This window comes from Pseudoclavibacter sp. JAI123, assembly GCF_013409665.1.
In the GTDB taxonomy this organism is placed as follows: Bacteria; Actinomycetota; Actinomycetes; order Actinomycetales; family Microbacteriaceae; genus Pseudoclavibacter.
In genome coordinates, this window is sequence record NZ_JACCCM010000001.1 from 90,163 (window position 1) to 107,690 (window position 17,528).

Consider the following 17,528-nt stretch of genomic DNA (forward strand, 5'->3'; position numbering starts at 1 on the left):
CGCCGCAGCCGAGCTGTGGCTGGGAAGGGGTGTTCGATGCGCCGGAAGATCGCAGTTGCTGCGCTGGCAGCGCTGGCCGTGGGAGTGAGCGGATGCTCGACAGCCGACGGTCCGCCGACGACATCGCCGAGCCGACAGGCGTTGTCGGACCGGTCGTCTGAGCTCACGGATGGGTCGCGGGGCGAGCACATCGAAGCGGAGGACCCAGAGCCCTCGCCGACACACGATGACGAGTCGGATGCCGACGCGGTCAGCGTCGCTGCCGCGACCATGGCGGCGTACCTGCGTCGCGATGTCTCCCAGCGGGACTGGCTCGAGGGGCTCGAACCCCACCTCACCACGGCGGCGGTCGTCGCGCTGAGCTCCGTCGACCCGGCATCCATCCCCGCGCTGACAGCTGCCGGGAACATCGCGGTCGAACGCGACGCAAGCGGCTACCTCGCCCGCGTCGCCGTCTCGACCGAGGGCGGTTCCTATCGGCTCCTGCTCGTGCGCGACGGCTCCGGGCCCTGGCTCGTCAGCCAGATCGCGCCACCGGACGGAGCCTCGTGAGCGCGCGAACCGGTGCATGGTGGGGAATCGCGATCGTGATCCTGCTCGCGCCGGCGCTGCTGCTCGGGGCCCTGGTCCTCACGACGATCGCGAGCACATCGCTCGCGAGTGCGGCGGCCTGCGCCACCTCCGGGTTCTCGGTGCCGGTCGTTCCGCTCGGCACCGAGACGGAGACCGGCACGGTCGGTTCAGGAGCCGCCGCCGGTGCCATCCAAGCCGACCCGATCTCAGCGTCGCGGCTCACCGTCAGCACCACGATCGACGGCGAGCCGGCCGAGTTCGCCGGCGCGCAGCTCTCGAATGCCGCACACATCCTGACCGCGGGTCGCGAGGCCGGCCTCGGGGTCCGCGACCAGGTCATCGGGGTCATGACCGCCATCGGCGAATCGACCCTGCAGGTGCTCGACCACGGCGACGCGGCCGGTCCCGACTCACGAGGGCTCTTCCAGCAACGCGACAACGGCGCGTGGGGAAGCTACGCCGACCGAATGGACCCGCACGCAAGCGCCGGCAGCTTCTTCAACGCCCTGCTCGCAGTTGCCGAGCGTGACGCGCTCGCACCGTCGGAGGCCGCCCATCGCGTCCAGGGAAACGCCGACCCGCAGCACTATGCCAAGTACTGGCAGGCCGCCATTGCCGTGAGCGAGACCATCAGCGGAACCAGCACTGGGCTGGGCACGGGGATGCCGCCCGCGAGCGGAGCGAGTCCGGACGCAGGCGGAGGGTGTGGGGCGGCAAGCGCGGCTGCCGCGGCCGCCGGTGGAAGCACCGCGAACCTGAGCCCCTCGGGCTGGGCGGCACCCGGTGACGGCGGGCTCACCGACACGTTCGGGAACCGGTTCCACCCCACCGACTTCGAATGGCGCATGCACAACGGCATCGATCTCGCGGCGGGCGGCTGCGGCGGGCAGATCTGGGCCGCGCAGTCCGGGACCGTCGTCGAAGCCGAACCCGACAGCTCCGGGAACGGCACCATCCGAGTCGACCACGGCGGAGGGCTCGTCACGAAGTACCTCCACATGGAATCGGACGGCTACCTCGTCGGAGTGGGGGCGGTCGTCACCGCCGGTCAGCAGATCGGCATCACGGGTACAAGCGGCCAGTCCACCGGCTGCCACCTTCACTTCGAAGTGCTCGTCGACGGCGAACGCGTCGATCCGCTTCCGTTCCTCGACGCGCGCGGGGTGAGCTTCTGATGGCGGGAAGACGCACGAGTCGCCGGCCAGAACCGGGCGAGGCCGTCCCCACGTGGCCGCGCGTCACCGCGCGCCTCGATGCGAGTGGCGGCGGCATGCTGTCGTGGAGCTCGACCCCGGCTGAGATCTCCGCGGACGACCGTGATGCCGCGCTTGCAGCCGTCGTCGCCCGATGCACACGCCTCGCGCAGACCCTCGCCCGCGCGATCCGACTCGAGCTGCACGAGGGGAACCGGATGCAGGAGTTCGCCGTGCATCCATCTGCGATCATGCAGGCGATCAGCGCCGACGGACTGCCGGAGACCGATGCTGGGAGCGAGCCCGAGCTCACCGTCATCACCGGCACGTGCGTCGCCTGCGCCGCAGCCGCGTCGGCAGCCGAGACCAGGTGCCGGAGGTGCGGCACGCCAGAACCGCTGCTTCGAGGCGGCATCTCCCTGCAGAGGCGCGCTGACCCCGAGCCGGACCAGCCAGCCGTCACCGAGCCGCGCTCCGGGCGCCGGGCGCTGCGTCGGGCATCGTCGCAGGCGTCGAGAGCAGGGACGGCCGCCGGGCTGGATGCCGGGACGGCAGGGGCACCGGAGCTCGCGCGAGCCAACGGAACCGAGACGAGGGCCGACCCGGAGACCGGGCCGAATGCCGGGCCCACCACCGAGTCGATCTCAAGGCCTGGACCCGAGCGACGGCCGCGGCGATGGTCGCGCCGAACGACGGCACGGCTGCCCGCAGCGCCCCGGACCCTCGTCATCGAGTTCGAGGACAGCTCCCGTGCGGTACTGGCCGGCAGCGCCGCGGTCGGCCGTAACCCGTCACCCGTCGACGGCCGCATCCCGGTGCGCGTCGACAGTCGAGACAACACCGTGTCGCGCACCCACGCGCTCGTGGACCTCGACCGGTCCGGACGCATCCTCGTCACCGACTACCACTCGACGCACGGAGTGCACCTCAGCGGTGCCAGCAACTCCACGTTCTCGCCGGGCGTCGTCTACCGCGTGCCGAGCGGCGCCCGACTTCGCCTCGGCGACGTCGTCTGCCGCGTCAGCACCGAACCCGCCCTGACGGCCTGAACCCGCTGGCCGGTCCCCCTCAGGCTCGGCCCGCGTTCACCCCCGGGCCGCGGCGGCAGCCACGGCCGCATCCAACCGCTCGGGCTCGACGAACCACTGCGAATGCTGCACGCCATCGATCAGCACGACCGGGATGAGCTCACCGAAGCGCTGCTGCAAGGCTGCGTCGTCCAGGATGCTCAGCACCGACAGCTCAGCGTCGTGGCGGGCGGCGACCTCCCGCACCACCGGCTCCGCGTCCTCGCAGAGGTGGCAGCCCGGCTTGCCCAGGAAGGTGATCGTCGGAACGCGCGCATCCGTCATGCCCTCGAGTCTCGCAGACACCACGCGGACGAGAGCGGTCTTGTGGTCGTCAAGACGCGCGGGAGCGACCACAAGCCCGCTCACGGCCAGAGCAAACCCGCGCCTTAACGCAGAAAACGCCTGACCCGAGGGCCCGGCGCTCTGCGTCGTCGCGACTACTTCTTGTTGCGACGCTGGTGGCGAGTCTTGCGAAGCAGCTTGCGGTGCTTCTTCTTCGCCATGCGCTTGCGGCGCTTCTTGACTACTGAACCCATAGGAACATCCTTTATCTACAAGTACGAGGTGCGCGCAGCGGTGGGCTGCGGCATCGCTGGCGCCAGCTTACACGTCACCTGGCGGTAACCCTGTGTTCGAAAGAAAACCCAGGGTCCAGCAGGACTCAAGCGGTGTGCTGACCGAACTCGTCACCGCGGCCGGACTGCTTGATGGCCTCGGAGACTGCCGACTCCGGCACCCGGAACGAGCGGCCGAACCGCACCGCGGGAAGTTCACCGGAGTGCACAAGTCGGTACACCGTCATCTTCGAGACCCGCATGAGCTCCGCCACCTCGGCAACGGTCAGGAACCGCACATCAGACAGGTCGTTTGCCATGTGTTGCAGCTCCAAGGTGACGGATGATCCGCGCGTTACGGAAGTGAAGTGAGTGTCAGTTGAATACCTTATGGCCCAGAGCACTGCAGAAACAAGGTGCAGAGTGAATCATCCCGTGCCACGTATTCGCGATTCCACGCGCGAGGAGTAGCATGACCGACGCCTCGCGCACGTGAGGCGTCGGTCGACTGTGCTGTGAAGTGGGGATGTGATGCGCACACCGCGGGCCTCGAGCATCCCCGCTCCCGTGGACACGGATGGGCTGCTGCGGCGCATCGTCTCCGCCGTCGGCCGGAAGATCGACGACTTCGCCCACCACACGCCGTCGCGGTTCGCGGTGATCATCTTCACGAGCATCATCCTGCTGTGGACGACGATCTACATGCTGCCGATCTCGTCCGCCGACGGAACGGTGACTCCGTTCCACGAGGCGCTCTTCACGGCGGTCTCGACGATCTGCGTCACGGGCCTCTCCGTGGTGGACATGGCGACGCACTGGTCCGGCTTCGGCCACTTCATGGTGTTCCTGGGCATGCAGGTCGGCGCGATCGGCGTGCTCACGCTGGCGAGCATCATGGGCGCGATCGTCACCCGGCGCCTCGGCCTGCGGCAGAAGCTCGTCGCCGCCAGCGACAGCAACGCCCTGCGCACGCACGCTGGCCCGGTCTCCGAGTCGCAGGCCGTGAAGCTCGGCGACATCGGCGGCATCCTCGCGACGGTCGCGATCTCGCTCGTCATCATCGAGACGTTCATCGCGCTGCTCATCATCCCCCGCCTGCTCATCGCCGGGGAGCCGCTGTGGGATGCGATCCTCGACGGCTTCTTCTGGGCGACGTCCGCCTTCACCAACACGGGATTCATGCCGACGAGCACCGGCATCGAGCCGTTCGCGACGGATGCGTGGATGCTCACCTGCCTCGCGACCGCAGTGTTCCTCGGCAGCCTCGGCTTCCCCGTCATCTTCGCGCTCACGCGCTGGGTGAAGACGAAGCAGCGCATCTCCGTGCACGTGAAGCTGACACTGTCCACGACGGTGCTGCTCTTCGTTCTCGGCGCGATCGCGATCTACGTCCTCGAAGGCGACAACCCCGCGACGATCGGGGCGCAGGAGCCCGTGTTCCGTCCGATGACGGCGGGCTTCATGTCTGCCATGACCCGCTCAGGCGGGTTCTCCACGATCGACCTCGCGAACGCCGACCCGGCGACGATGCTGGCGATGCAGATGCTCATGTTCGTGGGCGGTGGCAGTGCATCCACCGCTGGCGGCATCAAGGTCACCACGCTGGCCATCCTCTTCCTCGCCGCGTTCGCCGAGGCCAAGGGCGTCAACGACATCCAGGCGTTCGGTCGCCGCATCCCGAACGACGTTCTCCGCCTCGCCGTCAGCGTGACGCTGTGGGGCGCGACGATCGTGGCCGTCTCGTCCATCTCGCTCATGCACTTCGCCTCGGTGCCGTTCGACGAGGCGCTCTTCGAAGCGATCAGCGCGTTCGCGACCTGCGGCCTCTCCACGGGCCTCACCGGCGACCTGCCGGAGCAGGGCGCGTACATTCTCTCCATCACCATGTGGCTCGGCCGCGTCGGCACGGTCACCATGGCCGCAGCCCTCGCTTCCAGCGAGCACAAGCAGCTCTTCCGGCTGCCCGAAGAAAGGATCATCGTTGGGTGAGCCGATTCCACACAATGCGCCGGTGCTCGTCATCGGCCTCGGCCGATTCGGCGCCGCGACTGCGGGCCAGCTGCAGCGTCAGGGGCGAGAGGTGCTCGCGGTCGACACCGACGAGGGACTCGTCCAGAAGTGGGCGGAGCGGGTGACGCACGCCGTCCAGGCGGATGCGCGCAACATCGAGGCCCTGCGGCAGATCGGCGCGCACGAGTTCGCGGTCGCCGTCGTCGCCGTCGGCACGTCGCTCGAGTCGAGCGTGCTCGTGACGGCGAACCTGTCCGACCTCAAGGTGCCGCAGATCTGGGCGAAGGCGATGTCGGCGACGCACGGCAAGATCCTCGGCCGCATCGGCGCGCACCACGTCATCTACCCGGAGCGCGAGGCCGGCGAGCGCATCGCGCACCTGCTCTCGGGTCGGATGCTCGACTTCATCCAGTTCGACGACGACTTCGTGCTCGTGAAGCTGTACCCGCCGAAGGCGATCCGCGGGGTGCCGCTCATGGAGTCCGGGGTGCGCACGAAGTACCGCGTGACGGTCGTCGGCGTGAAGAGCCCCGGCAAGCCGTTCACCTACGCGATGGCCGACACCGTGGTCTCGAACCACGACCTCGTGATCGTCTCGGGTTCAGCTTCTGACGTGGAGCGCTTCGCCGCCCTCACGTAGCCGCACCGTCGACCCAGGGCACGTGGCCGGTGCGGCGCTGGCTGCCGTCGAACACGTGCCCCATGCGCTTGCTGTAGTGGAGCATGATGCTGCGTTCGACGACCCGAACGTCAGCGTCCTGCACGATCTGCATCTCCACCTCTGGCGCTTCCGCCAACGAGCTCAGCCAGACGACGACGTACAGGTTCGCGCTGCCTCCCGCGAGCGCGGCGCACGCGCGCACGGACTGCCGCTGGCTGATGCGCGCGGCGGCCGCGTACAGGCGGCCGGCCGGGACGACCATCCACAGCACCAGCGAGTACGGCCAGCGGGGCTGCTCGAGCTGCACGTCGATGCGCTGCACGATGTGCCCGGACCGCACGGCGCGGTGCACGAACCGCCTCGCGTGCGCCTCAGAGACGCCGAGCGCTGACGCCAGCTCGCTGCTGGGCGCTCGTCCGTTGCGCTCGAGGATGCTGATGGCCTTCGCGAGGGCGGGCGAGAGCGGCGCGGCGGGGGACGTGCTGCCATCTCGGGCCTCCACCTGCCGGGAGGAGGCGCCGAACCCGGACCGCCAGTGCGAGCCATCCAGGAACATCCGCGTCACGAGCATGGTGCGCATGCGGGCGACGTCGGCATGCGAGGTCAGGCCGAGACGGAGGAACCGGCGCAGCTCGTGCACGTCCGGGACGAGGACGGTGAGCATGAGGTCGTGGTCGCCGGTGATCTCGGCGATCGTCACGACCCGCGGATGCGTGACGAAGGCGTCGATGACGGTCTCGACGGCCCCTGGTCGGCACTGCACCGCGACGATGGCGGTGACGACCCCGGAGTTCCAGCCGACGTGCGTCGTGACCCAGGCGGAATCGTCGGCCTGGAGCCGCTCCCAGCGGCGGCGGGCGGTGGGAGCGCTGACCCCGATGGTCTGACCGATCTGCGCCCACGGTGCGCGCGGATCCTCCTGCATGACGTCGATGAGCGCGAGGTCCGATTCGGACAGCACCGGGGACACTTCTCGCGTCTGGAGATCCATATCGAACATATTGGACCAATATTTGGCCCGATGCGACCACCGTAACAAAGCCGTAAAGCAGAATCAGAACACTCAGGACAGCGAAGTCCCCTCGAACATCGGAGTGCACATGACTCGGACTGACACCACGGAGCTGACGCTCGCGGAGGCGCCAGGGCTCAGCGGAAGGATGCTGCGCGGCGTTGAGCGCATCGGCAACCGACTCCCGCATCCGTTCTTCCTCTTCCTCATCCTCGCCGGCCTCGTCGCCATCGCGTCGGCCATCGCGGCAGGACTGGGGGCGAGCACCATCGACCCGGCGACAGGCGAGGTCATCCCCATCCGCAGCATCCTCTCGGCGGAGGGCCTCGTGTACGCGGTCTCGACGGCGATCGAGAACTTCATCACCTTCCCGCCGTTCGGCCTCATCATCACGGTCATGCTCGGCATCGGCGTCGCGGAGCGCACGGGCCTGCTGAGCACCTTCATGCGCGCCACGGTCCTCTCCGCGCCGAAGTGGGCCGTGACGTACGTGGTCGTCTTCGTGAGCCTCATGGGCAACCTGGCGTCGGACACGGCCGTCATCATCCTGCCCCCGCTCGCAGCCGCGGCCTTCCTCGCCGCGGGTCGGCATCCGCTCGCCGGGTTCATCACCGCGTACGCCGCCGTCATCGCCGGCTTCAGCGCGAACGTCGTCCCCGCTGGCACCGACGTGCTCATGTCGGGCATCACGACGAGCGCCGCCCAGATCGTCGACCCGGGCGCCGAGGTGTCGGTGCTCGCGAACTACTACTTCTTCGCGTCGTCGACCGTGATCCTGTCCATCACGATCACGTTCGTCTGCCAGCGGTTCCTCGAACCGAAGCTCGGCACGTACGTGCCCCCGGAGACGAAGCTCCTCCCGGGCTCGCTCACGCCGGACTCCACCACGAAGCCGGTCACCAGCACGGAACGTCGCGCGCTCCTCATCGCGGCGGTCGCGATCGTCGCCTACCTGGCTGTCCTCGTGGTCCTCCTCCTGCTGCCGGGTTCAGCCCTGCAGGGCGAGGGCGGCGCCATCCTGCGCTCGCCGTTCATGTCGAGCATCCCCATCTTCATCCTCTTCATGTTCCTCATCGGCGGCATCACGTACGGCGTCATCGCAGGAACCCTCACGAGCTGGGCGCAGATCCCCAGCATGATGACGGATGCGGTGAAGGAGCTCGTGCCGTTCATCGTCGTCATCTTCACGGCGGCCCAGGCCATCGCCTGGTTCTCGTGGTCGCAGATCGGCCTGCTCCTCGCCACCGGCGGGGCGGACGCGATGGAGGCGACAGGCCTCGGCGGCATCGGCGGCCTCATGATCTTCAGCGTCTTCGTGTTCGTCCCCGCGCTGCTGCTCACGAGCGGTTCCGCACTGTGGACCCTGCTCGCGCCGATCTTCGTGCCCATGTTCATGCTCAACGGCGTCGACCCCGCCTACGTGCAGGCGGCGTTCCGCATCACCGACTCGGCTTCGAACCCGCTCGTGCCGATGAACCCGCTGCTCCCGGTCGTCCTCGGCCTCATGCAGAAGTGGGCGCCGAAGGGCGGCCTCGGCACCCTGTTCAGCCTGGTCATGCCGTTCACGATCGCGATCTGGGGCGTCTGGCTGCTGCAGCTGCTCGTGTGGGGCCTCTTTGAGCTGCCCGTCGGCCCCGGCCATTCCCTCATGATGGGCGGCTGATCTGCGCGCCCGTCGACCCGACTCCGACCCCGAACCAAGTGGAGGAACACCGAATATGAACATCCGCACCGACCACGTGCCCGCCATCGTCGACGAGCTCGGCGCACACCTGCCGGCCCGACTGCCCCTGCTCGTCGACGTCGCCGCCGACCTGCACGCCAACCCGGAGATCCGCTTCACCGAGGTGCACGCCGCGGCGCGGCTCACGTCCGAGCTCGAGTCGGCCGGGTTCGCGGTCGAACGCGGCTTCGCGGGCCTCGACACGGCATTCGTCGGCCGCTGGTCGACCCCGGATGCGGGCGACGAGACCCCCACGATCGCCGTGTTCTGCGAGTACGACGCCCTCGAGGGCATCGGCCACGCCTGCGGACACAACATCATCGCGGCCAGCGGGCTCGGCGCGGGGATCCTGCTGAAGGACGCGCTCACGGCCGCCCCCGGGACCCCTGCGCATCTGGTCGTGATCGGCAGCCCAGGCGAAGAGGGGGCCGCTGGCAAGGTCCCGATGATCGAGGGAGGGGTGCTGAACGGCATCGACCTCGCGATCATGGTGCATCCTGCGGCGACGAACACCGTCGGCGGCTCGACGCTGTCCCGGGTGGCGCTCGACGTCACGTTCACGGGGCGCGCCAGCCACGCCGCCGCGAGCCCGGAGCTGGGCATCAACGCGCTCGACGCCTCCACGCTGTCGCTGACGGCGATCGGCCTGCTGCGGCAGCAGCTGACCGACGATGCCCGCGTGCACGCCATCGTCACCGACGGTGGGCAGGCGCCCAACATCATCCCCGAGCGTGCGGCGCTTCGCATCTTCGTGCGCGCCAACGAGCGGGACCATCTGCTGGAGAACATCGTGCCCAGGGTGCGTGCCTGCTTCGAAGGTGCCGCGCTCGCGACGGGATCCTCGGTGCTGATCGAGGAGAACACCCCCGCCTACTACTCGCTCATCTCGAACCCGGTGCTCGCGGATCTCGCCCACTCGGCCTACGAGCGGATCGGGCGGCCGGTCACGGAGGAGCCCATCACCGGGTCCACCGACATGGGCAACGTCAGCCACGTCGTCCCGTCGATTCACCCGATGATCCAGCTCATCCCTGGCGGGGTCACCCACACGAGGGAGTTCGCCGAGGCCGCGGATGGTCCGAACGCCTCGGCGACCATCGCTGACGGGGCTCGGATGCTCGCGGCGACCGCCCTCGCCGTGTTCCGCGAACCGAGCCTCGCGGCCGAGGCGAAGCACGCGTTCGACGCCCGCTGACGTGGAGAAGCCCCTCGCGATGGACGCTGGTTCCATCTCGAGGGGCTTCGTCGTACCGGGGGTTCGGCCGGGCGACCGGCGCTACTCGGGACGCTGGTTCGTGCCAGCCGGCGTCGTCGAACCCGGCTGCGGCTGACCCTGGTTCGGGGCCTGGCCGTAGTGCTGGTTCGGCACCTGGCCGGGCTGCTGGCTCGCAGCCTGACCGTAGGCCTGATTCGGCGCGTCGCCGTAGGTCTGCATCGGCTGCTGCGCGGCCTGCTGTGCGAGTTGCGCCTGCTGCTGAGCGTGCAGTTCGTAGGCGGCCCGAGCCTCGGCCTCGCGACGCTGCTTCGCGGTGACGAGCGGGGCCGTCGTGGTCTCGATGCCGTCCTTCTTCGCACGCCAGATCACAAAGGCGGCGACGATGGCCAGGAACGCGGCCGGGAGGAGCATGATCGGTCCACCCGCACCCGCGGAGCGGTCGATGCCCTCGCTGAGCTGGCCGGTCAGCACGGCCGGGATGAACAGCATGACGTTGTTCGCGGAGTGGATGAGCACGGCGCTCTCGAGCCCGCCCGTGTATTTGACGGTGACCGACATGATCACGCCGAAGAAGAAGTAGTACCCGATGAGCCACCAGTCACCCGCGCCGTGCGCGAGGCAGAAGAGCGTCGCAGAGACGGCGGTTCCGACGATGAAGGAAAGCTGCGGGCCAGCGAACCACGAGCCGGCCGCGCGCTGGAAGCCGCCGCGGGCCACGTACTCCTCGGAGGCGGCCTGGAAGGGCGTCGTGAGCAGCACGAAGACGAGCATGAGCATCGCCGTGCCATCGATGTTGAGCTCGGCGGGCTCGAGCAGGAACAGCGCGGCCGAGTAGACAGCGAAGACCGGAACGATCACCAGGGCGAGCTTGCGGAACCAGGCCCAGCGGAAGCGGCCGGTGACCGACGAGATGGTGCCCGGTCGGACGCCGAACAGCATCCGCTGGCCGAGGTAGGCCAGCGGGAGGAGCGCCGCGAGCGCGAGGTTGTTGGTGACGAAGATCGCGGGCGTCATGGGGATGACGCCACTCTCAACCGCGTCTCCGAGCGCCTCCGGGCTGAGTTCACCGGTGAGGGTGGAGATGAGGATGCCCACGGCGCCGATCGTCATGGAGGTCACGAAGAAGCCGACGATGAGGAACGCGATGAAGAGGACGCCCCTCCACCACCCCTTCCCGCGGCCGATCGGGCTCAACGCGTGGTCGTACGTGAGTCTGCTGCTGCCGGAGGCGGACTGCTCGGTGAGCGGAGCACTGCCGGTCGGGGTCGGAGTCATGCTGTGGTTGCTCATGCTTCGACGCTACTCAGCGGTGGATGCCGTGGGATCGGTCGCACGAATGATTCCGTGGCGCTGTCTGTCGGCTGCGCGACGGAGGCCGGGTCAGCGCTTGTGCGCGATCAGGTCACGCAGCAGCAGCCGGTCGACCCGGTTGCCGTCGCCGGCGAGCCAGTCGCCGACTTCGCGCAGCAGCGACTCCGTCGTGGCGAGGCGAACTCGCTGCCAGGTGAGCGCGTTGTCGACCTCGAGGGGCCCCTCGCGTTCCGCGACGACCGTCATCCAGCCGCGAACCTCGGACATCTCCCCGAACAGCTCGTGGAAGCGCTCGACGGCGTGCGGGAACTCGGCCGCGGGTGAGGAGAAGGCGACGCCGTTGTGCGTGAGCTCACCGTCACGCGAGATGCCGTACGTGCCGGGCGCCCACAGCTCGTCGTTGACGAGTGCGACCCTGCGTCCGCTGACGATGGCGTGCGCGATCGAACCGGCACTCTGGCCGGGGACGCGCAGCCCGTGCACGACGCGAACGCCCGGGATGCGGAGAAGCTGAGCGAGCGGCTCGCCGACGGAGCGCTGGGCGAGGAAGGCGCGCATGGGGTTCGTTCCGCCGGCAGTGCCGCCCGCATCCATGGCCGTCTGGCCTGGTTCACCCCAGACCCGCCTGCCACCAGCGGCAGGCGGGGCTGACTCGTTCGCGAGCTGCACCAGCAGCCGTTCCCTGGTGACGGCGATGCGCCGCTGCGCGAGACTCGACCACGCGAAGTAGCCGGACACGGCCGCGGCGAGGTAGATGGCGGCCTGCACGAGCAGGCTCGCGAAGGCCGGGTTCTGCATGCCTGCCGTCGTGGCGAACAGGGACATGACGCCGAGGGTCGCAGACAGCACGCTCGCCGCGATGGCGATGACGAGGGTCGCGAGCCACATGGTCAGTGCCCAGCGATTCGCGCGGACCCTGAGCCGCAGGACGAGCCAGGCCGCGCTCAACCCCACGTAGAGGAGGACGGCGGGCCACATCGTCGGCTCCGCGCCAGGCCCGAACGTCGGAACGGTGAGCCGCGCGAACGACACGTCGAGCACCAGGAGGAGGGCGCCGATGACGACGATGGCCGCGTGCACCGAGACTGCCGTCAGCTCGCGCCGCGTGAACGGACGCGGAGCGGCCGCCGCCGGCGGCCAGTACACGGGGTGCTCCGGCCAGCGCGTGCGGAACCAGGCCATGCGTCGGACGTCGAAGTTCTGGGCTGGGATGCGGGCAGGGGGCGGGGCGTCGCGGGTCGCGGGTTCCGCGTGCGCGCTGCGGCGCGGGGCTGAGGTGGCGGATTCCTTTGTCGCTCCGGAGCGAGGCGGCGTGCGGAATCGGCCGCCGCCACCCGCCGAGCGTCTGCTCGTCGGAGCCCATTGAGCTCGCTGCTGTGAACGGACGCGGCGCGAGCCCCCGCCGGAGAGCCAGGCGTCATGCTCTCGGCGAGTGCTCTCCTCGGTGAGCACCTCGACCGCGAGGCGGACCCGCACGAAGTCGTCGGAGCTTCCACCGAGGTCGGGATGCGATTCCCGCTGCCTCGCGCGCCCGACTCGTCGGATCTCCTCCAATGACGCGCTGCGGGAGACGCCGAGCACGAGGTACAGGTCTTCCGTGAAGACATGCTTCCGACCGCTCATGGCCGCCCCTCCCGCTGTTCGTTCAAGTCATCAAGCCTACGCATCCCTGGCCCCACGGCCCGCCGCCGTGCGGGAGAAGCGTGGGGACGCTCAGGAGTTCTCTGCGGCGAGCTCGGCCGAGCGTCGCTGGTTGGCGGCGAACGCCCGCTCGAAGAGGCCCGCGAGGTCGCCGTCCTGCAGCTCGGCGACGGAGCGCTCGGTGGTGCCGTTGGGGCTGGTCACGCGCCGGCGCAGCTCGGCCGGTTCGGTGTCCGGGTCGCGGACGACCATGCCGACGGCCCCCTCGAACGTTCCGACCACCAGCTCCTTGGCGAGGTCTTCATCGAAGCCCAGGCGCTTCGTCGCTTCGAGGTACTGCTCGATCAGCAGGAAGACGTGCGCGGGCCCAGAGCCCGAGACAGCCGCGAGCGCGTCGATGCGGTCTTCGCCGACGGTGGCGACGCGTCCCACGCTCTCGAAGAGCGCGACCGCGACGGCGAGCGACTCCTCGCTGGTCGACGCGTTGGCGGCGAGACCCGTCACGCCGAGTCCGATGCTCGCGGGCGTGTTCGGCATCGATCGGACGATCTGGGCACCCTCCGGCAACCGGGCGGCCAGGCTCTCGAGGCGCACGCCGGCCGCCACGGAGATGACCACGGCATCCGGCTTGAGCGAGGACGCGATCTCGTCGAGGAGCTCCCCGATGAGGTAGGGCTTGACGCCCAGGACGACGACGTCCGCGCGCTCGACTGCGGCCAGGTTCGCCCGCGGGTCGTTCTCGAGCGCGGTCGTCGAGACCCGATCGTCGCGCTCAGCGGCGGCGGCCGAAGCCGCCGACCTCGTCGTGACGTGGACGCGCGCGCCCTCACCGAGGGGCGCATCCAGCAGCCCGCGCAGGATCGCGCCGTTCATGTTGCCGCCGCCGAGGAACGCGTATGTCAGTGCCGTCATACCCGGATTGTACGGATGCACCACCGACAACGCTCGAATGCAGCACCTGCTCTGACAGCCGTCAGGGTGGTCTCGGTATGCTGGCCGTTACTCGTCACCGTCGAAGGGGAACTCGTGCCGAATCCGGAACTCGCCGCACACATCCGCGAACTGCTGCTCGAAAACCCGCACGTGGGTGAAGTGCTCCAGGTGCGCAGCGTGGAAGTCGATGACCGAGTCACGCTCGTCGGCGTGCGCGTCTCCGTGCTGAACCTCCCCCAGGTGCTCGACCTTCCCCCCGTCCTCGCCCAGCTGCGCGCCCTCGTCCGTGAGGCGGCGCCTCACGCGGAGGCGATCTTCGTGGAGCCGGACGTGACGGAACGCCACAACGTGCACGTCAGCACCGAGTCGATCGTCATCCGCTCCGTCGACTAGCCGACAGCACTCGGGGAGTCAGTCACGGAAGAATCCCCGCACGAGGGCCGCGCATTCCACCTCGCGCACTCCCGCGATGACGACGGCCCGTTCTGGGAGCCGTCGATCGCGCACGAGGTCATAGCGCGACCCCACGGCACCCGCCTTGTCGTCCCAGGCACCGTAGACGAGGGTGCCGATGCGAGCGGAGAGGATCGCGCCCGCGCACATGGCGCACGGCTCGAGCGTGACGACGAGCGTGCATCCGTCGAGCCGCCACGTGCCGAGCCGTTCAGCTGCGCGGCGCAGGGCGAGCACCTCGGCGTGACCCGTCGGGTCGCCGGTCAGCTCGCGCTCGTTGTGGGCCGTCGCGATGACGGCGCCGGATGCGTCGGTGACGACGGCCCCGATGGGCACGTCCTCGCTCGCGAGCGCCAGTTCGGCCTCGCCAAGGGCGATTCCCATGAGCTCGTGCAGGCGCTCGTCGACGTGAAGTGACACGCCGCCCATCCTCCCACCGCCGGGGGCCGCCAGTCTGCGCGGATGTCACCGGGATGCCTCCGGCTTCGTTACTCTGTATTTCATGCGCCTGCACGTAGCCGACCACCCGCTCATCACCCACAAGCTCTCGGTGCTGCGGGACCAGAAGACCTCGTCGCAGCAGTTCCGCTCGCTTGTCGAGGAGTTGGTGACGCTGCTCAGCTACGAGGCGACCCGTGACGTGCGCACGGAGTCCTACGAACTGCAGACGCCCGTCGCGAAGACCACGGGGCTCCGCATGACCGATCCCGTCCCGCTGGTCGTGCCGATCATCCGCGCTGGCCTCGGCATGCTCGACGGCTTCCTCAAGCTCGTCCCGAACGTCGAGGTCGGCTTCCTCGGGATGCGTCGCAACGAGGAGACGCTGCAGCCGGAGACCTACGCGAAGCGACTTCCCGAGAATCTCGCGAACCGCCAGTGCTTCGCGCTCGATCCGATGCTCGCGACCGGCGGTTCACTTGTCGCCGCGATCGACTTCCTGTTCGACGCAGGCGCGGTCGACGTGACGGCGATCTGCATCGTCGCGTCGCCGGAGGGCATCGAGCGGATGCGCGAGGCGTTCGAGGGCCGGAACGTCACCGTCGTGGTCGGAGCGCTCGACGAGGGACTGAACGAGGACGGCTTCATCGTCCCAGGCCTCGGCGACGCTGGCGACCGCCTCTACGGTGTCGCGGAATAAACTTCACGTCACCTGTTGACATGCGCGGTCACGAAGAAACATACTAGCCGCATGACGAACCCATCGCGCACCCTGACCGCCTTTTCGGCGACGGGAACCGCTGGCATGATGATGCCCAGCACCGCGATGTCCTGTCGAATGTGTCGCTGACTCCGAATCCTGCTCGTCGAGTCGCCGCATACTTCGCCCCCTTCTCCGTGAAGCTCGCTCTCGAAGAAGGAACACTGCGCCCCTTGGGCCAGCGTGACCGCTCTGCTCTCTGCACCCGGTCGCATCCCGCCGAGGCTCCAGCCCCTCGGCATCGTTCGCGAACCGTCGCGAACCAGCCCCGCCGACACGCGGGCGCTTCGAGCATCATCACCTCCAAGGACTTCATCCAATGTCTCTCGCAACCGACTTCCGCCGCCCCCGCACCCTGAATGCCGTGACCCAGATCCCAGAAACCCCCCGCCCCGCCTACGTCCAGGCGGTCCCCGCCGCGCCTGAAGCGCGCGGTTTCGTTCTCTACGTCGGCCTCGACGAGGCCAAGGCCACCCTCGACGGAACGACGCTCACCGAGCTCGTCGAAGCGCTCAAGCGCGTCACGGCCGAGGTCGCGCCGCACGCTGAGACGCACGCCGCCGTGGCGCTCGCCCCCAAGGGCGCGGGCGGTCGCGACGTCGAAGTCGTCCGCCTCGCGCTCCAGGACCCGCAGGCGCTCGCCGCGCGCGGTGTCGAGGAGGACCACCAGCCGGACCCGGCCGAGGGTGTCACGATCGACACGACCCGCAAGCGCGTGAGCGTCTCAGGCGAGAACGCCGGCCTCACCTACAAGGAATTCGAGCTCCTCCAGGCGCTGGTGCTTCGCGAGGGCCGGACCGTCGACCGCACGGAGATCATCGACATCCTCTGGCGCGACAGCGACGAGGAACGACCGAACGAGCGCACCATCGACGTGCACGTCCGACGCCTCCGCTCGAAGCTCGGCGCGTATGGCGACATCGTGCGCACGGTGCGCGGAACCGGGTACCGCTTCGACCGCCACGCCGACGTCGATGTCCTGTACCCGAACGCGCAGTCACCCGACCGCCTCTGAGCGCACGCCGAACCGGTCGCTACTCCGCATCGGAGCACCCGGATACGGGCAGTCCTGCCCCATCGTCGCGCCGGATTCAGCCGAGCAATGTACTGGCCAGTACACTCGACGGAAGCTGCCGAGACGAAGAAGCAGGAGGCCCGATGCCGACGACAAGCAACCCGGTAGAGGCTTGGGAATCGCTGTTTCGTGCGCAGGTCTCCATCATGCGTGAGCTGCGTGGCGAGTTCGCAAGCAATTCGATGTCGATGAACGAGTACGACGTGCTCTTCAACGTCGTCCGCGAACCGCAGGGACGCATCCGCCTGCGAGACCTGAACCGCAACGTGCTCATCACACAGTCGTCCGTGTCGAGGCTCGTCGACCGGCTCGTGCAGCGCGGCCTCCTCGTCAAGATCGACGACCGCCTCGACCTGCGCTCCACGCTCATCGAGATCACCCCGGATGGCCGCGCCGAGTTCACACGCGCGGCGCGCACCCACATGCGCAACATCCAGGACCGGATGACGAGCGCGCTCGATCCCGACGAGCTGCGCACGCTTCAGTACCTGTGCACCAAGCTGCGCCTCGGGCAGGCAGGCGGGCGCGGTCGTGACTCCGACTCCTGACTTCGCGTGGCCCGGTGACGCATCCGCGGCTCCGCTCGACGCTGCGGGCGCCAACGCGCTGGCTCACGGACTCCAGGTCCTCGCCGACCCGACGAGGCTGCGCATCCTCTCGCTCGTCGCGGCGAACCCCGACCGGCCGACGACGGTGACCGAGCTGGTCGCCGCCCTCGGATGCGCGCAGTCGACCGCCTCGCACCACCTGCGGATCCTCGTCGACGGCGGATACCTCAGCTATGAGCGCAGCGGCACGTGGGGGCTGTACCGTCTCGAGGCGCCGAGGCTCCTCGAGACGTCGGCCAGCATTCGTCCGCGCTGAGCGGTGCCGCACGCGCGGCTCCCCCAGCCAAGGCCTCCTCG

20 protein-coding genes are annotated in these 17,528 nt (G+C 69.1%); 12 read left to right on the forward strand and 8 right to left on the reverse strand.

Going from position 1 to position 17,528, the window contains the following annotated elements:
* The first annotated feature begins 36 nt into the window (after positions 1–36).
* The 3 genes from HDC34_RS00425 to HDC34_RS00435 are packed head-to-tail and all read left to right on the forward strand — an operon-like array spanning position 37 to position 2,815.
* Complete coding sequence (locus tag HDC34_RS00425) at positions 37–552, forward strand: hypothetical protein (protein WP_179555419.1); 516 nt, start codon at positions 37–39, stop codon at positions 550–552.
* The gene (locus HDC34_RS00430; RefSeq protein WP_179555420.1) at positions 549–1,748 is read left to right on the forward strand and encodes a M23 family metallopeptidase; all 1,200 of its coding nucleotides are present in this window, start codon (positions 549–551) and stop codon (positions 1,746–1,748) included. The genes HDC34_RS00425 and HDC34_RS00430 overlap by 4 nt, the downstream gene beginning before the upstream one ends.
* On the forward strand, positions 1,748–2,815 hold the full coding sequence (locus HDC34_RS00435; protein ID WP_179555421.1) for an FHA domain-containing protein: 1,068 nt from the start codon (positions 1,748–1,750) through the stop codon (positions 2,813–2,815). The genes HDC34_RS00430 and HDC34_RS00435 overlap by 1 nt, the downstream gene beginning before the upstream one ends.
* A 36-nt stretch (positions 2,816–2,851) precedes the next feature.
* Here the strand turns inward: HDC34_RS00435 and HDC34_RS00440 are convergent, their stop codons facing one another.
* The 3 genes from HDC34_RS00440 to HDC34_RS00450 all read right to left on the reverse strand — a co-directional run bounded on the left by HDC34_RS00440 (position 2,852) and on the right by HDC34_RS00450 (position 3,710).
* The gene (locus tag HDC34_RS00440) at positions 2,852–3,202 is read right to left on the reverse strand and encodes a glutaredoxin family protein (RefSeq protein ID WP_308807202.1); all 351 of its coding nucleotides are present in this window, start codon (positions 3,200–3,202) and stop codon (positions 2,852–2,854) included.
* Between the two features lie 71 nt (positions 3,203–3,273).
* Positions 3,274–3,372 carry a 30S ribosomal protein bS22 gene (locus HDC34_RS00445; protein ID WP_082775156.1) on the reverse strand — a complete coding sequence of 33 codons (99 nt, stop codon included), beginning with the start codon at positions 3,370–3,372 and terminating at the stop codon, positions 3,274–3,276.
* Between the two features lie 125 nt (positions 3,373–3,497).
* Positions 3,498–3,710, reverse strand: coding sequence for a helix-turn-helix domain-containing protein (locus HDC34_RS00450; RefSeq protein ID WP_104254521.1), 213 nt, complete (start codon positions 3,708–3,710; stop codon positions 3,498–3,500).
* A gap of 211 nt (positions 3,711–3,921) precedes the next feature.
* On the opposite strand from HDC34_RS00450, the gene HDC34_RS00455 reads away from it, so the two are divergent.
* Entirely contained in the window at positions 3,922–5,379 is a 1,458-nt protein-coding gene (locus HDC34_RS00455) for a TrkH family potassium uptake protein (protein ID WP_104310872.1), read from the forward strand.
* Positions 5,372–6,040: a TrkA family potassium uptake protein gene (locus HDC34_RS00460; RefSeq protein ID WP_068478414.1), complete on the forward strand. Its 669-nt coding sequence runs from the start codon at positions 5,372–5,374 to the stop codon at positions 6,038–6,040. The genes HDC34_RS00455 and HDC34_RS00460 overlap by 8 nt, the downstream gene beginning before the upstream one ends.
* Here HDC34_RS00460 and HDC34_RS00465 read toward each other — a convergent pair.
* Positions 6,033–7,052 carry an Lrp/AsnC family transcriptional regulator gene (locus tag HDC34_RS00465; RefSeq protein WP_179555422.1) on the reverse strand — a complete coding sequence of 340 codons (1,020 nt, stop codon included), beginning with the start codon at positions 7,050–7,052 and terminating at the stop codon, positions 6,033–6,035. The two genes, HDC34_RS00460 and HDC34_RS00465, sit on opposite strands and share 8 nt — an antisense overlap.
* Before the next feature lie 109 nt (positions 7,053–7,161).
* Between HDC34_RS00465 and HDC34_RS00470 the strand changes: the two genes are divergently transcribed.
* Entirely contained in the window at positions 7,162–8,736 is a 1,575-nt protein-coding gene (locus HDC34_RS00470; RefSeq protein WP_179555423.1) for an AbgT family transporter, read from the forward strand.
* A 55-nt stretch (positions 8,737–8,791) separates the two neighbouring features.
* Positions 8,792–9,991 carry a M20 family metallopeptidase gene (locus HDC34_RS00475; protein ID WP_179555424.1) on the forward strand — a complete coding sequence of 400 codons (1,200 nt, stop codon included), beginning with the start codon at positions 8,792–8,794 and terminating at the stop codon, positions 9,989–9,991.
* Positions 9,992–10,072: 81 nt separating this feature from the next.
* Here HDC34_RS00475 and HDC34_RS00480 read toward each other — a convergent pair whose 3' ends face one another.
* The 3 genes from HDC34_RS00480 to proC form a co-directional block, all read right to left on the reverse strand.
* On the reverse strand, positions 10,073–11,302 hold the full coding sequence (locus HDC34_RS00480; RefSeq protein WP_179555425.1) for a CPBP family intramembrane glutamic endopeptidase: 1,230 nt from the start codon (positions 11,300–11,302) through the stop codon (positions 10,073–10,075).
* 90 nt (positions 11,303–11,392) lie between these two features.
* Positions 11,393–12,946: a DnaJ domain-containing protein gene (locus HDC34_RS00485; protein ID WP_179555426.1), complete on the reverse strand. Its 1,554-nt coding sequence runs from the start codon at positions 12,944–12,946 to the stop codon at positions 11,393–11,395.
* A 90-nt stretch (positions 12,947–13,036) separates the two neighbouring features.
* Complete coding sequence (gene proC, locus HDC34_RS00490) at positions 13,037–13,876, reverse strand: pyrroline-5-carboxylate reductase (protein WP_179555427.1); 840 nt, start codon at positions 13,874–13,876, stop codon at positions 13,037–13,039.
* A 114-nt stretch (positions 13,877–13,990) separates the two neighbouring features.
* Here proC and HDC34_RS00495 point away from each other — a divergent pair, with 114 nt between their 5' ends.
* The gene (locus HDC34_RS00495) at positions 13,991–14,290 is read left to right on the forward strand and encodes a hypothetical protein (RefSeq protein WP_146079215.1); all 300 of its coding nucleotides are present in this window, start codon (positions 13,991–13,993) and stop codon (positions 14,288–14,290) included.
* Between the two features lie 18 nt (positions 14,291–14,308).
* Here the strand turns inward: HDC34_RS00495 and HDC34_RS00500 are convergent, their stop codons facing one another.
* Entirely contained in the window at positions 14,309–14,779 is a 471-nt protein-coding gene (locus tag HDC34_RS00500) for a nucleoside deaminase (RefSeq protein WP_371029797.1), read from the reverse strand.
* 73 nt (positions 14,780–14,852) lie between these two features.
* Here HDC34_RS00500 and upp point away from each other — a divergent pair, with 73 nt between their 5' ends.
* The 4 genes from upp (at position 14,853) to HDC34_RS00520 (ending at position 17,487) form a co-directional block, all read left to right on the forward strand.
* The gene (gene upp / locus HDC34_RS00505) at positions 14,853–15,488 is read left to right on the forward strand and encodes a uracil phosphoribosyltransferase (RefSeq protein WP_179555428.1); all 636 of its coding nucleotides are present in this window, start codon (positions 14,853–14,855) and stop codon (positions 15,486–15,488) included.
* 379 nt (positions 15,489–15,867) lie between these two features.
* A complete protein-coding gene (locus tag HDC34_RS00510; protein ID WP_104310863.1) occupies positions 15,868–16,563 on the forward strand; it encodes a winged helix-turn-helix domain-containing protein in 696 nt (231 codons plus the stop codon).
* 143 nt (positions 16,564–16,706) lie between these two features.
* On the forward strand, positions 16,707–17,171 hold the full coding sequence (locus HDC34_RS00515; RefSeq protein ID WP_179555429.1) for a MarR family winged helix-turn-helix transcriptional regulator: 465 nt from the start codon (positions 16,707–16,709) through the stop codon (positions 17,169–17,171).
* Positions 17,155–17,487, forward strand: a complete 333-nt coding sequence (locus HDC34_RS00520; RefSeq protein ID WP_179555430.1) for a helix-turn-helix transcriptional regulator — start codon at positions 17,155–17,157, stop codon at positions 17,485–17,487. Before HDC34_RS00515 ends, HDC34_RS00520 begins: the two co-directional genes overlap by 17 nt.
* Positions 17,488–17,528: the final 41 nt, after the last annotated feature.

Coding starts and splice junctions, on each gene's coding strand:
- HDC34_RS00425 (WP_179555419.1), top strand. CDS start 37: ATGCGCCGGAAGATCGCAGTTGCTGCGCTGGCAGCGCTGGCCGTGGGA.
- HDC34_RS00435 (WP_179555421.1), top strand. CDS start 1,748: ATGGCGGGAAGACGCACGAGTCGCCGGCCAGAACCGGGCGAGGCCGTC.
- HDC34_RS00445 (WP_082775156.1), bottom strand. CDS start 3,372: ATGGGTTCAGTAGTCAAGAAGCGCCGCAAGCGCATGGCGAAGAAGAAG.
- HDC34_RS00450 (WP_104254521.1), bottom strand. CDS start 3,710: ATGGCAAACGACCTGTCTGATGTGCGGTTCCTGACCGTTGCCGAGGTG.
- HDC34_RS00455 (WP_104310872.1), top strand. CDS start 3,922: ATGCGCACACCGCGGGCCTCGAGCATCCCCGCTCCCGTGGACACGGAT.
- HDC34_RS00465 (WP_179555422.1), bottom strand. CDS start 7,052: ATGGATCTCCAGACGCGAGAAGTGTCCCCGGTGCTGTCCGAATCGGAC.
- HDC34_RS00470 (WP_179555423.1), top strand. CDS start 7,162: ATGACTCGGACTGACACCACGGAGCTGACGCTCGCGGAGGCGCCAGGG.
- HDC34_RS00475 (WP_179555424.1), top strand. CDS start 8,792: ATGAACATCCGCACCGACCACGTGCCCGCCATCGTCGACGAGCTCGGC.
- HDC34_RS00480 (WP_179555425.1), bottom strand. CDS start 11,302: ATGAGCAACCACAGCATGACTCCGACCCCGACCGGCAGTGCTCCGCTC.
- HDC34_RS00485 (WP_179555426.1), bottom strand. CDS start 12,946: ATGAGCGGTCGGAAGCATGTCTTCACGGAAGACCTGTACCTCGTGCTC.
- proC (WP_179555427.1), bottom strand. CDS start 13,876: ATGACGGCACTGACATACGCGTTCCTCGGCGGCGGCAACATGAACGGC.
- HDC34_RS00500 (WP_371029797.1), bottom strand. CDS start 14,779: ATGGGCGGCGTGTCACTTCACGTCGACGAGCGCCTGCACGAGCTCATG.
- upp (WP_179555428.1), top strand. CDS start 14,853: ATGCGCCTGCACGTAGCCGACCACCCGCTCATCACCCACAAGCTCTCG.
- HDC34_RS00510 (WP_104310863.1), top strand. CDS start 15,868: ATGTCTCTCGCAACCGACTTCCGCCGCCCCCGCACCCTGAATGCCGTG.
- HDC34_RS00515 (WP_179555429.1), top strand. CDS start 16,707: ATGCCGACGACAAGCAACCCGGTAGAGGCTTGGGAATCGCTGTTTCGT.